This window comes from Pseudomonas sp. LG1E9, from assembly GCF_003290225.1.
GTDB lineage: Bacteria > Pseudomonadota > Gammaproteobacteria > Pseudomonadales > Pseudomonadaceae > Aquipseudomonas > Aquipseudomonas cyclaminis.
In genome coordinates, this window is sequence record NZ_CP029983.1 from 2,293,617 (window position 1) to 2,308,273 (window position 14,657).

The following is a 14,657-nucleotide window of genomic DNA, read 5'->3' on the forward strand; positions in this document are numbered from 1 at the left end:
GGATTACTCCCCTTTGCCGGCAGCGGCAGCAGGAGCAGCAGCGGAACCTGCGGGCTTGGCGTTGTCAGCGTCCTTGACCTTGACTTCGATGCCCGGCTTGATGAATTGCAGGCCTTCGGTGATCACGCGGTCACCGGCGTTCAGGCCTTTTTCCACCAGCCAGTAGGCGCCGTCGGTACGGTTGGCCACCAGGGTGCGTTGCTCGACCTTGTTGTCCTTGTTCACCACCAGCGCGGTCGGGATGCCCTTGATGTCACGGGTCACGCCTTGCTGCGGTGCCAGGATCGCCTTGCTGTTCACACCGGCTTGCAGTTGGGCGTGAACAAACATGCCCGGCAGCAGGGTGTGGTCAGGGTTGGGGAACACAGCGCGCAGGGTCACGGAACCGGTGGTCTGGTCGACCGACACTTCGGAGAACTCAAGTTTGCCTTCCTGACCGTAGTCGGTGCCGTCTTCCAGGGTCAGCTTGACCTTGGCGGCATTGGCGCCGGCTTTTTCCAGTTGGCCGCTTTCCAGGTCGCGGCGCAGTTTCAGCATTTCAGCGGAAGACTGCGTGACGTCGACGTAGATCGGGTCCAGTTGCTGGATCACGGCCATGGCATCGGCCTGGCCATTGCTGACCAGCGCGCCTTCGGTGACGGCAGAACGGCCGATACGCCCGGAAATCGGCGCGTAGACTTTGGTGTAGCGCACGTTGATCTGGGCGGTTTGAACGTTTGCTTCGGCAGTCATGCGGTTAGCGACGGCGGTGTCGTATTCCTGACGGCTGACGGCTTGTTCATCCACCAACTGTTTGTAGCGATCGGTGATCGACTTGGTCTGGGTCAGCGTCGCTTGTGCGCTTTTGAGCGTGGCTTCATAGACCGACGGGTCGATCTGGTAAAGCTGTTGGCCTTCCTTCACGTCGGCGCCTTCTTTGTACAGGCGCTTGAGGATGATGCCATTGACCTGAGGACGAACTTCCGCGATGCGGTAGGCGGTGGTGCGGCCTGGCAGCTCGGACGTCAGGGTATAGGCTTGCGGTTGAATGGTGACCACGCCGACCTGAGGGGTTTGAGCGGGCGGAGCCGCTTCTTCCTTTTTACATCCGCTGAGCAGCGATGCCAGGGCGACGGCAGTGACCAGAGCGGTAACAGCTGGCTTAAGTTGCATGAAGATCCTCGGGTCAGGCGCGCAGGGTGCGCACAAGAAGGGTGGAAGGGTAAAAAACAAGCCGTGAGTGGATAAGTAGCTTGCTACGCAATATACTTACGTTCATGGTTGTTTGTAAACTCTTGACAGGCTGCGGGGAATGTTGACAAAGCAACGTCCGAAGCCTCGATTCCATTACGTTCGGCACCCATGACGGTGTCGTCCCACAAATATTCAGATGATCGTTCGCGTCTATTAACGTTGCGTTAACGATAGTCTCAAGTGTCCTGATTGAGGTTCTACTGCCATGGTTCGTCGCACTAAAGAGGAAGCTCAAGAAACGCGCAGCCAAATTCTTCAAGCCGCCGAGCAAGCCTTTTACGATCGCGGCGTTGCACGCACGACGCTGGCGGACATCGCCGCGCTGGCCGGTGTGACGCGGGGCGCTATTTACTGGCACTTCAGCAACAAATCCGATCTGTTGCAGGCGCTGCTCGACACCTTGCATGAGCCGCTGGATGAATTGGCCAGGGCCAGTGAAAGCGAGGATGAACTCGACCCGCTGGGCTGCATGCGCAAGCTGCTGATTCATTTGTTTCATCAAGTGGCCCTGGACCCGAAAACCCGGCGCATCAATGAGATTTTGTTTCATAAGTGCGAATTCACCGATGAAATGTGCGACATGCGCCGCCAGCGTCAGACCCACAGCCTGGAGTGCAACCTGCGCATCGGCCTGACCCTGCGTAACGCGGTCCATCGCGGGCAACTGCCGGAAAACCTCGACACCACCCGCGGCGCCGTGTGCATTCATGCCTACATCAATGGGCTGATTGGCCAGTGGCTGTTGGTCCCCGACAGCTTCCAATTGCATCAGGAAGCGGAACGCTGGGTAGACGCAGGGCTAGACATGCTGCGTCTGAGCCCAAGCCTGCGCAATTGAAACAAAATGCGTAATTGCATCAGGGTGTGTCAACAGTAAAGCCTAAGGACAGTCAATCGTCCTTCTGCCTGATTGGTGGGGTGACTTTATATACGGGCTGGCGGGCGGTTGATAGGTAGCCGCCTAAGTATTTTGTAGGGATTTTGTTGCGGTTCTGTGAAGCGATGTTTCCCAAGGCTACAGACAGTCAAAAATGTGGGAGGGGGCTTGCCCCCGATAGCAGTGGGTCAGTCAACACCTATAGTGACTGATGCACCGCCATCGGGGGCAAGCCCCCTCCCACATTTGGTTTACAGCGCCAGCGTTGGGTAATCGATGTAGCCGACCGGGCCCTTGCCATAGAAGGTGTCCGGACGTGCTTCGTTCAGCGGCGCATCGGCCTTCAAGCGTGCCGGCAGGTCCGGGTTGGCAATGAACGGCACACCCCAGGCCACCGCATCCGCTTTACCTTCGGCCAGCCACGCATTGGCGCTGTCCTTGGTAAAGCGTTCGTTGGCGATGTACACGCCGCCGAAGGCTTTCTTCAGTTGTGGACCGAGGCTGTCCGCGCCTTCCTTTTCACGTGAGCAGATAAACGCGATGCCACGTTTGCCCAATTCGCTGGCGACGTAGGTGAAGGTTTCTGCCAGGTTATCGTCGCCCATGTCATGGGAGTCGGCACGCGGTGCCAAATGCACGCCCACACGGCCGGCGCCCCAGACTTCGATGGCCGCGTCGGTCACTTCCAGCAGCAGGCGTGCACGGTTTTCCAGGGAGCCGCCGTACTGGTCGGTGCGCTTGTTGGTGCTGCTCTGAAGGAACTGGTCGAGCAGGTAGCCGTTGGCGCCGTGGATTTCCACGCCGTCGAAGCCGGCGGCCTTGGCGTTCTCGGCACCGGTGCGGTAGGCGTCGATGATGTCGGCGATTTCTGCAGTTTCCAGGGCGCGCGGGGTCGGGTAGTCAGCCAGTGGGCGTACCAGGCTGACGTGGCCCTTGGGCTGGATCGCGCTCGGTGCCACCGGCGTTTCGCCGTTCAGGTAGGACTCGTGGGAGATGCGGCCCACATGCCACAGTTGCAGGAAGATCTTGCCGCCCGCGCCATGAATCCCCTTGGTGACGTTGGCCCAGCCACGCACCTGGTCGTTGGACCAGATGCCTGGCGTGTCCGGGTAGCCCACGCCCAGCGGCGTCACGGAGGTGGCTTCGCTGAGGATCAGCCCGGCGGACGCACGTTGCACGTAGTACTCGGCCATCAGCGCGTTGGGTACGCGGCCTTCATCGGCACGGCAGCGGGTCAGCGGCGCCATGATGATGCGGTTCGACAGTTCCAGGTCGCCCAGTGTGATCGGATCGAAAATAGTCGTCATGGGAATACACCTTTCTCTTTGAAGTTGATCAGTTGGTCGCAGGGGCCAGGTCGGCATCGCCGCCCTGACGGAAAGTAATCAGGGTCACTACCAGCGCAAGGATCGCCAGGGCAGCTGCCGCCAATGGCACGCTGGTCAGGCCGAAGCCGTGGGCAATCACACTGCCGCCGACCCAGGCACCAAGGGCGTTGCCGATGTTGAAGGCGCCGATGTTCAAGGTGGACACCAGGTTTGGCGCGGCCTTGCCGAAGGTCACCACGTTGATCTGCAACGCAGGCACGGCAGCAAACGAGGCGGTGGCCCACAGGAACAGGGTGATTTCAGTCGGGATCACGGCGACGCTGGTCCAGGTCAGCGCCGTGGACACCACCGCCATGCTGATAAACACGCCGATCAAGGTCGCGGCCAGACGCTTGTCCGCCAGCTTGCCGCCGATGATGTTGCCCACGGTGAGGCCCAGGCCGATCAGCAGCAGGGTCCAGGTCACGCCTTTGGGCGACACGCCGGTGACATCACCGAGCAGCGGCGCCACATAGGTGAAGAGGGTAAACATGGACGCGGCGAACAGCGCGGTCATGCTCAGCGACAACCAGATCCCGGCCCCTTTGAGGGCGGCCAGTTCGGCACGCATGTCGAGTTTTTCTTCGTCGCGCTTGGCCGGCAGGAAGCGGATCAGGCCGATCAACGCCACCACACCAATCACCGTCACCGCCCAGAAGGTCGAGCGCCAGCCGGCTTCCTGGCCCAGCGCAGTACCCAGCGGTACACCGAGCACGTTGGCCAGGGTCAGACCGGTGAACATCAAGGCCACGGCGGACGCCCGCTTGTTGGCAGGCACCAGGTTGGCCGCCACCACCGAGCCGATCCCGAAAAACGCACCGTGGCACAACGCGGTGACCACGCGGGCAAACATCAGCACGTTGTAGTCACTGGCCAGGGCGCAGAGCAGGTTGCCGATAATGAATATGCCCATCAACGCTACCAGCGCGGCCTTGCGAGGCAGCTTGGCGGTGGCCAGTGCCATGAACGGCGCGCCGATGGCCACGCCCAGGGCGTAACCAGTCACCAGCCAGCCGGCGCCGGGAATCGACACACCGAGGTCCGCCGCCACATCGGGCAACAGGCCCATGATGACGAACTCGGTGGTGCCAATGGCGAAGGCGCTCAGGGCCAGGATGAGTAGCGAGAGGGGCATTTGCGTTTCCTTTGTTACAGCGCTGCGTTGTCGTCAGCGCTGAGTTCGGTGGTGAGCGCTGCGAGGAAGGCCTGGATGGTTTCCTCGTTGCGTTTGAAAAAGTGCCACTGCCCGGCCTTCTGGCTGCTGATCAAACCCGCCCGTTGCAAGGTGGCCAGGTGGGCCGACACGGTCGACTGGGACAAGCCGCAGCGCTGGTCGATCTGCCCGGCGCAGATGCCGTATTCGTGGTTGTGCAGCTGTTCGGGGAATTGCACTTTCGGGTCTTTCAGCCAGGTGAGGATGTCTCGTCGTACTGGGTGCGCCAGGGCTTTTATTATTTCGTCGAGGTCGATGGACATGGCAGGTGCTCGGTGTCGTAAAGCGTTATATCGCGATGAGGCGAACCTTAAATCGTTGTATCTCGATATACCAATATGATTTTGGTCTGAGGACAGGTCAAATCGGTATATCGGGTTATAACGATACGTTGACGGCAGTGCTAGACTGCGCGCCATGAATTATCTCGCACATCTGCACCTGGGCGGCCAACTTCCTGCGCAACTGCTGGGCAGCCTCTATGGCGATTTCGTCAAAGGTCGCCTGCAAGGGCAGTTCAGCCCGCAAATCGAGTCGGCGATCCAGTTGCATCGCTCCATCGACCGCTTTACCGACAGCCACCCGCTGGTCGGCGAAGCGTTGTCGCGTTTCAGCCTTACCCGCAGGCGCTATGCGGGGATCGTCCTCGATGTGTTTTTCGATCATTGCCTAGCGCGGGATTGGGCGTTGTATGCCGATCAGCCGCTGGAGCAGTTCACTTCGCAGGTGTATCGCGTGCTCGCGGCCGAGCCGCAGTTGCCGGGGCGGCTGGCGCAGATTGCGCCCTGGATGGCAGCGGATGACTGGCTGGGTTCGTACCGTGAGTTCGAGGTGATGGAGCAGGTGTTGCGCGGGATTTCGCGGCGGCTGACGCAGCCGGAGGAACTGGGGCAGGCGATGCAGGAATTGCGGATTCTGTATGAGCCGCTGAGCAAAGGCTTCAGTGAGTTCTACCCTGAGTTGCAAGCCTTTTCACAAGCCCAGCTGATTAGTGGGGTCTAAATGTGGGAGGAGGCAAGCCCCCTCCCACATTGGAACCGTGTTTAGCTCATATCAGGCGGCGAATGCTGGTCGAACCGCCACTTGCTCAGCCTCTGGAAGCGGCCCAAACAACGCCTTCTGCACCGCCTGCTGCGCCTGATACGCCAATGCCGCGCGTTCTTGCCCGGCGCACGCAATCGGCTTGAGCACGTGAATCTCCACATCGCCCTGATCATTGGCGAACAACCGCATCAGGTGCGACAACAAATCGTCATCGCCAATAAACGGCGCCAGCGGGTCTACTTGCCCATCGCGCAGGTAACGAATTGCTACCGGTTGCAGCGCCACATCCGCATCGATCGCACTGGCCAGCAAGCGCCCGTGGAAGGTGCGCAGGCTACGCCCGTCGGTGGTGGTGCCCTCGGGGAACATCAGCAGCGGATGCTGTTGCTCCAGATGGCGGGTCATCTGCTTGCGGATCAACTGGCTGTCGCCCGAGCCACGGCGGATAAACAGGCTGCCGGCCTTGGCCGCCAACCATCCCGCCACCGGCCAGGTGCGCACTTCGGCCTTGGACAGGAACGACATCGGCGCCACCGCACCCAGCAGTGGAATGTCCGTCCAGGACACGTGATTACTCACCCACAGCATCGGCTGCGTCGGTAACTCACCGTGCACCGTCACGCGAAAGGGCAGGGCATTGGTCAGCCGCGCCATAAAAAACCGCGACCAACGCTGACGCCGCACCATCGAGTTGGCGATGCCCAGCCGCTCGAACACGCCGAACACACTGGCCATGCTCAAGCCCAGCGCCACCACCACCAGCACGCGGGCGATGCGCCCGTACACGCGCAAACGGCTCATCACATGGCCGCCTTGAAGTGGCGCGCATAACGCGGGCACAAATTATCGCGTTTGAGCAGGATGAACACGTCGGCCACCTGGAAATCTTCATCCCAGCACGGCTCGCCGCAGATCTTCGCACCCAGGCGCATGTAGGCCTTGAGCAGCGGTGGCATTTCGGCGATCACGTTGGACGGCAGGTCCAGCGCCGGCAGCGGTTTTTTCGGTTCGGCGCGCAAGTGTTCGTTGCACAGATAGCGTTCGCGCAGGCGCTGCATGATCGCGTGGGCCTGGATGCCGCCGTCGTGCATCGGGATGCTCGCGCAGCCCATCAGATAGCTGTAGCCGCCCTGGTTGAGCACTTCGGCCAATTCGCCCCACAGCACGGCGATGGTGCCGCCGTTGCGGTAGGCCGGATCGACGCAGGTGCGGCCGATTTCCAGGATCGGGCCCTGCAGGTGCAGCAAGCCATGCAGGCTGAATTCTTCTTCACTGTAGAACCGGCCCAAGGTGCTGGCGGCCTGATGGTCGAGCAAGCGGGTAGTGGCGACGAGTCGACCGCTGTTCAAATCCCGCACGCCGATGTGGCTGCAGTGAACATCATAGTCATCCATGTCCAGGCCGTGTTCCGCGCCTTTCAGCTTGGCGTTGAACTCGCCGCTGAACACGTTGAACCGCAGGGCCTGGGCTTCCTGCAACGCTTGTGCGCCAACCAGGCGTTCGGCTTGCAGACGGCGTTCATTGCCGGTGTCGCTGATGCGGGCGATCTGAGTCATGGCGAATCTCCGAGTGCCAGCCACCTTTCGGCCGGTCGACTTGTTTGTCCAAACTCAGGCTATGTAGGCTCGGTGTCATCTCCATGAAGTTATGGTGACGCTTGGATGACAGCCCTTCCTGTCGCAAATCTGTCATCACCCTCGGCTAGGCTCGCGGGCTTGAATGCCCCCTTGAGTCTGTGTCCATGGTCAGAGGCCTGCTGTGTGTTGCCCTGCTGTTCGTCACCGTTACCGCCGATGCCGACACCTGGCCAGACAAGGACTGGGCCAAGGGCACGCCGCTTGCCGGGCCCGCCGTCGAAGCCTTGGACGCCTACGCGTTCCCGCCGCGTGACGATGCCACCCGCCAAGGCATTCGCACCGATGCGCTGCTGGTGATCCGCGACGGCCAGATCATCTATGAACGCTACGCCGCGCCCACCACCGCCGACACGCCGCACCTGACCTGGTCCATCAGCAAGAGCCTGATGGCCACTGTGCTGGGCATAGCCTACGGCGATAATCGCTTCAAACTGACTGACCCTGTGTGGCGTTTTTACCCGCCGATGAAGCAACACCCCACGGTGACCATGGCCGACCTGCTGCACTGGGCCACAGGCCTGGACTGGCAGGAGGACTACGAATACGCGCCGCTCAAATCCTCGGTGGTGGCGATGCTCTATACCCGTGGCCACGCCGATATGGCCGAGTTCGCCGCCAACACCGGATCGTTCAGCGCGCCGGGCCAGGTCTTCCGTTACTCCAGCGGTGACAGCAATATCTTATCCGCCGCACTCAAAGGCATGCTCGGACACAAGGCTTACATCAGCTACCCGTGGGACGCGCTGTTCAAACCGCTGGGCATTCGTAATGCCACGTGGGAAACCGATGCCGATGAAACCTTCGTCGCCTCGTCCTATGCCTACCTGACTGCACGCGACTTGGCCCGCGTCGGTTTGCTGATGGCGCGCAACGGTCGTTGGGGCGAGCAACAATTGCTGCCAGAAGACTGGGTCGCCTTCAACCGCCAGCCTTTCGACAAATACCAGGCAGGCCAGGACGAAGCCGTGCCCGGCGGTCATTGGTGGCTGAACCAAGGCACCCCGCGACCCTGGCCCGCCGCCCCGGCTGACACGTTCGCCGCACTCGGCCACTGGGGCCAGGCGCTGTACGTGATGCCCGCCGACCACTTGGTGATCGTGCGTTACGGCGATGATCGCGACGGCAGCTACCAACACAACGAACTGCTCAAGCGCGTGCTTGCGGCGGTGCAGCCATGATCCGTCGTCGGCCGTTTACCACCGTGTTTCTATTGTTGGTCGCAGCCCTGCTGGGCTGGATCTGGCACGAGCGCGTCAACCTGCAAGCCTTCCCCGACATCATCGCGGCGTACACGGCCAAGGAGTATTGCTCGTGCCGGTATGTGGCGAACAATCCAGCCGACTATTGCCGGGGTTATGTGAAGCAGTACGTGCCGACCAGTGCATTCAGCGATAACCCTGAGCGCAGTGAAGTGACGGCGAGTGGGTTGGGGCGCACGCACAGTGCCAGGTGGTTGGGGGAGCGGCAGGGCTGCCGCCTGACACCCTGACCCGGCAAGCCCCCTCCCACATTTGGATTTGCGCCGTTCCTGACATGCGCTTAAGGTTCGTGCAGGTTTTTTGCCCCACGAGTCTTTATGTTCAATGTCAAACCTCTGGCCTTCACGTTACTGACCTGCGCCGCTATCCCCGCCCACGCCGACTGGTACCTGGATAACGAATCCTCGCGGCTGTCCTTTGTCACCACCAAAAACACCGAAATCGCTGAAGTGCAGCGCTTTCTGGTGCTGCATGGCAAGGTCGACAGCAAGGGCGCGGCGCAGGTGGAAGTGGAACTGGAGTCGGTCAATAGCGGCATCCCGCTGCGTGACGAGCGCATGCGCAACCAGCTGTTCGAGATCAAGACGTTTCCCGATGCGCTGATCCGTACACAGATCAATCTGCAACCCATCAATGACCTGGCCCCCGGCGCGCAGTTGGAGTTGCGCCTGCCGCTGAGCGTGACCTTGCACGGCAAGACCCAGACCTACAGCGCCGAATTGCTGGCCACGCGCCTGGATGACCGGCGCTTCCAGGTAGTGACCCTGGAGCCTGTGGTACTGCACGCCGAGGGTTTCGACCTGGCGCCAGGTGTGGCGGCATTGCGTGAAGCCGCGGGGCTCAAGTCGATCAGTTTGTCGGTGCCGGTGGGTGCGGTGCTGATTTTCACGGCGCGCTGACGTGAGCGGCGCAGTGTTCCCGTGGCGCAGCGCCAACCGTTTCGAGTTGTTGATCGACGGACCGAATTTCTTCCCGCAGATGCTGGTGGGCATTGCGCGCGCCGAGCGCCAGGTGGATCTGGAGTTGTACCTGGTGGAGGCGGGCGCTTGTGCCGAAGCCATGGTGCAGGCGCTGGTGCTGGCCGCCGAACGCGGCGTGCAGGTGCGTTGCCTGTTCGATGACTACGGCAGCCTCGCCTTTACCCTGGGGCTGCGCAAGCGTTTGACCGATGCGGGTGTGACGCTGCGTTTCTACAATCGCCTGAGCTGGCGCCGTTGGATGCGTAACCTGTACCGCGACCACCGTAAGCTGCTGCTCATCGACCAAAACATCGCCGTGGTCGGCGGCACCGGCGTCACCGATGAATTCTGGACGCCGGGCGAAGACACCGCCGAATGGCACGAAGTGATGGTGCAGATCAGCGGCCCGTTGGTGCAGGACTGGCAGGCGCTGTTCGACCGCCAATGGCACGCCAACGTGGCGCGCCGGGAATGGAAGCCCGCCACCCATTTCGGTTTGCCGCGCTTGCCCAAAGTGCCGGCGACCGGGCCGGGTCTGGGCCGCGTCGCGTATGCCGACGCCCGTCAGCACCGCGACATCCTGCAATCGCTGATCCGTGCACTCAACAACAGCAAGACGCGAATCTGGCTGGCTACGCCGTATTTCCTGCCCACTTGGGGCGTGCGCCGTGCCTTGCGCCGGGCTGCTGGGCGCGGGGTGGATGTGCGTTTGCTGCTGACCGGCCCACGCACCGATCACCCGTCCGTGCGTTACGCCGGGCATCGTTATTACCCGCGTTTGTTGCGCTCGGGCGTGCAGATCTTTGAATACCAGCCGTGTTTTTTGCACCTTAAAATGGTGCTGGTGGATGACTGGGTGAGCATCGGCTCGTGCAATTTTGATCACTGGAACCTGCGCTTCAACCTGGAAGCCAACCTTGAAGCGTTGGACCCGCAATTGACGGCGGCGGTGGTGGACAGCTTCGAGCGGGACTTTGCACAGAGCCAGGCGGTAAGCCTGCAAGCATGGAAGGCGCGGCCATTGTGGCGGCGGGTAAAGCAGCGAGTGTGGGGATGGGTGGATCGGTTGGTGGTCAATCTGCTGGATCGACGCGGCTGACAAGAACAACGAGGCCAAATGTGGGAGGGGGCAAGCCCCCTCCCACAGTTTTTAGCGCATTTGAGGTTTAGAGCAGTTCGAAGGTCTGCTGCTGCACATCCTGGGAATCCAGCCCGATCTGCACATTGAATTCACCCGGTTCCGCCGCGAACTTGAGCTGGGTGTTGTAGAACTTCAAATCCTCTTCGGTGATGGTGAAGTGCAAGGTGCGCTCTTCCCCAGCCTTGAGCATGACTTTCTGGAAGTTCTTCAGCTCCTTGATCGGGCGGATCATCGAGCCGGCCACGTCCTGGATATACAACTGCACCACGGTTTCGCCGTCGACCTTGCCGGTGTTCTGCACGGTGACGCTGGCGTCGAGCTTGCCGGTCTTGTTCAGGGTGGTGGACGACAGTGCCATGTCCGACAGGCTGAACGTGGTGTAGCTCAGGCCATACCCAAACGGGAAGAGCGGCCCGGTGGTGTCATCGAAGTATTGCGAGGTGTAGTTGCCCGGTTTGCCTGGGGTGAACGGCCGGCCGATGGTCAGGTGGTTGTAGTAAGTCGGAATCTGCCCCACGGAGCGTGGGAAAGTGATCGGCAGTTTGCCCGACGGGTTGTAGTCGCCGAACAGCACATCGGCGATGGCGTTGCCGCCTTCGGTGCCGGCGAACCAGGTTTCCAGGATGGCGTCGGCCTGTTGGTTCTCTTCCAGGATCGACAGCGGGCGACCGTTCATCAGCACCAGTACCAGCGGCTTGCCGGTGGCCTTCAACGCCTTGATCAGGTCGCGCTGGCTTTGCGGGATGTTCAGGTCGGTGCGGCTGGAGGATTCGTGGGACATGCCACGGGACTCGCCCACGGCGGCGACGATCACGTCGGCATCCTTGGCCGCTTTGACCGCTTCATCGATCAGCACCTGCGGCGCGCGCTTGTCATCCACCACTTCCGGGGCATCGAAGTTGAGGAAGTTGAGGTAGTCGACCACGGCCTTGTCGTTGGTGATGTTGGCGCCACGGGCGTAGATGATCTTGCCTTTCTCGCCGATCACCGCATTCAAACCGTCGAGCAGGGTCACCGACTGTTCCGGCTTACCGGCTGCGGCCCAACTGCCCATCATGTCGATCGGCGCCTTGGCCAGCGGGCCGACCAGGGCGATGGTCGCGGATTTTTTCAGTGGCAGGGTGTTGTTCTGGTTTTTCAGCAAGACCAGGCTGCGGCGCGCGATGTCACGGGCCTCGGCGCGGTGCAGGCGGCTGTCGGCGTAGGTGTCGGCCGGGTCATCCTCGGCCTTGCCGATGCGCAGGTACGGGTCCTTGAACAGCCCCATGTCGTACTTGGCGCCGAGCACTTCGCGCACCGCGTTGTCGATGTCGCTTTGCTCGATCTCACCGGACTTGAGCAGCCCCGGCAATTCCTTGCCGTAGAGCGAGTCGTTCATGCTCATGTCGATGCCGGCCTTGATCGCCAGCTTGGCGGCTTCACGCCCGTCCTTGGCCACGCCGTGCTTGATCAGTTCGAAGATCGCACCGTGGTCGCTGACGGCCAGGCCCTTGAAGCCCCAGTCCTTGCGCAGCAGGTCGTTCATCAGCCAGGTGTTGGCGGTGGCGGGCACGCCGTTGATCGAGTTGAGCGCCACCATCACGCCGCCGGAACCGGCCTTGATCGCCGCGTGGTACGGCGGCAGGTAGTCCTGGTACATCTTGACCGGGCTCATGTCGACCACGTTGTAGTCGCGCCCGCCTTCCACCGCGCCGTACAGGGCGAAGTGCTTGACGCTGGCCATGATGCTGTCGGCATTCGCGGGGCTGGCGCCCTGGAAGGCCCGGACCATGACTTCGGCAATGCGCGAGACGAGGTAGGTGTCTTCGCCGAAACCTTCGGAAGTCCGGCCCCAGCGCGGGTCACGGGAGATATCGACCATCGGCGCGAAAGTGATGTCGAGGCTGTCGGCGGCGGCTTCCTGGGCGGCGATGCGCCCGGAGCGGCCGATGGCGTCCATGTCCCAGCTGGAGGCCAGGGCCAGGCTGATTGGGAAGATCGTGCGGTGGCCGTGGATCACGTCATAGGCGAAGAACATCGGGATCTTCAGGCGGCTGCGCATGGCCGCGTCCTGCATCGGCCGGTTTTCCGGGCGGGTGATGGAGTTGAACGTGCCGCCGATGCGGCCGGCGGCGATTTCCTTGCGGATCATCTCGCGGGGCATTTCGGGGCCGATGCTGATCAGGCGCAATTGGCCGATCTTCTCGTCGAGCGTCATCTGCTTGAGCAGGTCGCTGACAAAGGCGTCCTTGTCTTTAAGCGCAGCAGGCTTTGTTTCTGCCCAGGCGGGGTGGGTGGCCAGCGTGGCAACAAGGCCGAGCAAACACAGCTTTTTCATGAATATCCTTTTTCGGCTCACTGCACAGCGAACAGGCGCTGTTCTGCCAAAATGTGGGGAACATATGGTGTTGTTCGAGTGTTATTGCAGAAAATGCACCACACTTCTGAACTCTTATTTGCGCTGGGCATCTTTTTAGCTGAATGATTCGATGCAATCCAGTAGTGGGAGCGGATTATGCCCCAAGCGCGCGGTTTATAGGGTCAGTCGTCACATTCCATCAAGATTGCTCAGGAGAAACACCATGCAAGCAGCACAAGGTTACCGCTGGGGCGTCAAGGCCGCGGCTTTGCTATTGATCAGCACGGTGCTGAGCGGTTGCGGCATCAACACCATTCCCACCCTGGACGAACAGGCCAAAGCCGCCTGGGGCCAGGTGCAGAACCAATACCAACGCCGCGCCGACCTGATTCCCAACCTGGTGGAAGTGGTCAAAGGCTACGCTGCCCATGAGCAAGACACCCTCACTGCGGTGATCGAAGCGCGGGCCAAGGCCACCTCGATCCAAGTGGATGCCAGCACCCTCGACAACCCCGAGAAGCTCAAGCAGTTCCAGCAAGCCCAGGACGGTTTGAGCGGCGCCCTCAGCCGTTTGATGGTGGTGTCCGAGCGCTACCCGGACCTGAAGGCCAACCAGAACTTCCTGGCCCTGCAATCCCAGCTTGAAGGCACCGAAAACCGTATCGCCGTGGCCCGCCGCGACTTTATCCAGGCCGTTCAGGCCTACAACACCGAGATCCGCACCTTCCCAGGTCGCCTGTGGCACAGCGTGATGTACAGCGACTTGCCGATCCGCCAGACGTTTGAAGCCACCAGTGCCGATGCCGATAAAGCGCCGCAAGTGAAGTTCAAGTAAGCCGATGCGCTTATTACGGATAGGCCTGGCGCTGTGGCTGCTGGCCTGCGTCGGGGCGGCCCAGGCGGCGTTGACCTTCCCGGAGTTGACCGGGCGGGTGGTGGACAACGCCCAGATGATCGACCCGGCGGTGCGCGCGCAGTTGACCGAGCAGTTGCAGGCGCTGGAGCAAACGTCCGGCGACCAGATCGTAGTCGTCACCGTGCCCGACCTGCAAGGCGTGCCCATTGAAGACTTCGGTTATCAACTGGGCCGCCACTGGGGCATCGGCCAGAAGGGCAAGGACAATGGCGCGCTGTTGATCGTCGCCCGCGATGAGCGCACATTGCGCATCGAAGTCGGCTATGGCCTGGAAGGCGTGCTGACCGATGCGCAGTCGTGGGTCATCATCAATCAAGTGATCACCCCAAAATTCAAAACCGGCCATTTCAGCCAGGGCATCAGCGATGGCGTGGCCGCGATGATCCAGGTGGTTGGTGGTGAGCCATTGGCCGTGCCGGCCCATGTGGCGGACGCCAACTTTGCCAAGGATAATCCCGGGTTTTCCATTGGCCTGTTTATCCTGCTGATCGGCGTGTTGTGGCTGTGCAACCGTATGGGGCTGCCGGTGGGCGCGATCTTGCTGGCTATTCTCAGCAGCAGCGGACGCGGCGGCGGGGGAGGCGGTGGCGGCGGTGGTTTCCGGGGCGGTGGTGGCGGTTTCGGCGGCGGCGGCGCTTCAGGTGGCTGGTGATGACAATAACTAGAAAAGAGC

At 61.5% G+C, this 14,657-nt stretch carries 15 protein-coding genes; 8 read left to right on the forward strand and 7 right to left on the reverse strand.

Annotated elements, in window-relative coordinates; genetic code table 11:
• Window positions 1–3: 3 nt before the first annotated feature.
• Window positions 4–1,152, reverse strand: a complete 1,149-nt coding sequence (locus tag DNK50_RS10765) for an efflux RND transporter periplasmic adaptor subunit (protein ID WP_112193958.1) — start codon at window positions 1,150–1,152, stop codon at window positions 4–6.
• Between the two features lie 286 nt (window positions 1,153–1,438).
• Here DNK50_RS10765 and DNK50_RS10770 point away from each other — a divergent pair, with 286 nt between their 5' ends.
• The gene (locus tag DNK50_RS10770) at window positions 1,439–2,071 is read left to right on the forward strand and encodes a TetR family transcriptional regulator (RefSeq protein ID WP_099587559.1); all 633 of its coding nucleotides are present in this window, start codon (window positions 1,439–1,441) and stop codon (window positions 2,069–2,071) included.
• A gap of 290 nt (window positions 2,072–2,361) precedes the next feature.
• Here the strand turns inward: DNK50_RS10770 and DNK50_RS10775 are convergent, their stop codons facing one another.
• Genes DNK50_RS10775 through DNK50_RS10785 form a run of 3 tightly spaced genes read right to left on the reverse strand, consistent with a single transcriptional unit; the run spans window position 2,362 to window position 4,953 of the window.
• Entirely contained in the window at window positions 2,362–3,417 is a 1,056-nt protein-coding gene (locus tag DNK50_RS10775) for an alkene reductase (protein ID WP_112193960.1), read from the reverse strand.
• A 28-nt stretch (window positions 3,418–3,445) separates the two neighbouring features.
• A complete protein-coding gene (locus DNK50_RS10780) occupies window positions 3,446–4,612 on the reverse strand; it encodes an MFS transporter (protein WP_112193962.1) in 1,167 nt (388 codons plus the stop codon).
• 14 nt (window positions 4,613–4,626) lie between these two features.
• Window positions 4,627–4,953: a helix-turn-helix transcriptional regulator gene (locus DNK50_RS10785; RefSeq protein WP_012722694.1), complete on the reverse strand. Its 327-nt coding sequence runs from the start codon at window positions 4,951–4,953 to the stop codon at window positions 4,627–4,629.
• A 154-nt stretch (window positions 4,954–5,107) separates the two neighbouring features.
• Here DNK50_RS10785 and DNK50_RS10790 point away from each other — a divergent pair, with 154 nt between their 5' ends.
• On the forward strand, window positions 5,108–5,692 hold the full coding sequence (locus DNK50_RS10790) for an ACP phosphodiesterase (RefSeq protein ID WP_112193964.1): 585 nt from the start codon (window positions 5,108–5,110) through the stop codon (window positions 5,690–5,692).
• 51 nt (window positions 5,693–5,743) lie between these two features.
• Here the strand turns inward: DNK50_RS10790 and DNK50_RS10795 are convergent, their stop codons facing one another.
• Entirely contained in the window at window positions 5,744–6,535 is a 792-nt protein-coding gene (locus DNK50_RS10795; RefSeq protein ID WP_099587555.1) for a lysophospholipid acyltransferase family protein, read from the reverse strand.
• Window positions 6,535–7,290: an L-ornithine N(alpha)-acyltransferase gene (gene olsB / locus DNK50_RS10800; RefSeq protein WP_099587554.1), complete on the reverse strand. Its 756-nt coding sequence runs from the start codon at window positions 7,288–7,290 to the stop codon at window positions 6,535–6,537. Before olsB ends, DNK50_RS10795 begins: the two co-directional genes overlap by 1 nt.
• A 185-nt stretch (window positions 7,291–7,475) precedes the next feature.
• On the opposite strand from olsB, the gene DNK50_RS10805 reads away from it, so the two are divergent.
• The 4 genes from DNK50_RS10805 to DNK50_RS10820 all read left to right on the forward strand — a co-directional run bounded on the left by DNK50_RS10805 (window position 7,476) and on the right by DNK50_RS10820 (window position 10,688).
• Window positions 7,476–8,549: a serine hydrolase gene (locus DNK50_RS10805; RefSeq protein ID WP_112193966.1), complete on the forward strand. Its 1,074-nt coding sequence runs from the start codon at window positions 7,476–7,478 to the stop codon at window positions 8,547–8,549.
• Entirely contained in the window at window positions 8,546–8,860 is a 315-nt protein-coding gene (locus tag DNK50_RS10810; RefSeq protein ID WP_099587552.1) for an amidase, read from the forward strand. Before DNK50_RS10805 ends, DNK50_RS10810 begins: the two co-directional genes overlap by 4 nt.
• 87 nt (window positions 8,861–8,947) lie before the next feature.
• On the forward strand, window positions 8,948–9,529 hold the full coding sequence (locus DNK50_RS10815) for a YceI family protein (RefSeq protein ID WP_112193968.1): 582 nt from the start codon (window positions 8,948–8,950) through the stop codon (window positions 9,527–9,529).
• A gap of 1 nt (window position 9,530) precedes the next feature.
• Window positions 9,531–10,688: a phosphatidylserine/phosphatidylglycerophosphate/cardiolipin synthase family protein gene (locus DNK50_RS10820; protein ID WP_112193970.1), complete on the forward strand. Its 1,158-nt coding sequence runs from the start codon at window positions 9,531–9,533 to the stop codon at window positions 10,686–10,688.
• A 67-nt stretch (window positions 10,689–10,755) separates the two neighbouring features.
• On the opposite strand, the gene bglX is transcribed toward DNK50_RS10820, so the two are convergent.
• Window positions 10,756–13,047: a beta-glucosidase BglX gene (gene bglX, locus DNK50_RS10825; protein ID WP_112193972.1), complete on the reverse strand. Its 2,292-nt coding sequence runs from the start codon at window positions 13,045–13,047 to the stop codon at window positions 10,756–10,758.
• Between the two features lie 244 nt (window positions 13,048–13,291).
• Between bglX and DNK50_RS10830 the strand changes: the two genes are divergently transcribed.
• Both DNK50_RS10830 and DNK50_RS29370 read left to right on the forward strand, forming a co-directional pair.
• Window positions 13,292–13,903: a LemA family protein gene (locus tag DNK50_RS10830; RefSeq protein WP_099587548.1), complete on the forward strand. Its 612-nt coding sequence runs from the start codon at window positions 13,292–13,294 to the stop codon at window positions 13,901–13,903.
• Between the two features lie 4 nt (window positions 13,904–13,907).
• Window positions 13,908–14,636 (forward strand): TPM domain-containing protein, encoded by a 729-nt coding sequence (locus tag DNK50_RS29370; RefSeq protein ID WP_112193975.1) that lies wholly within the window; start codon window positions 13,908–13,910, stop codon window positions 14,634–14,636.
• The last annotated feature ends 21 nt before the right edge of the window (window positions 14,637–14,657 follow it).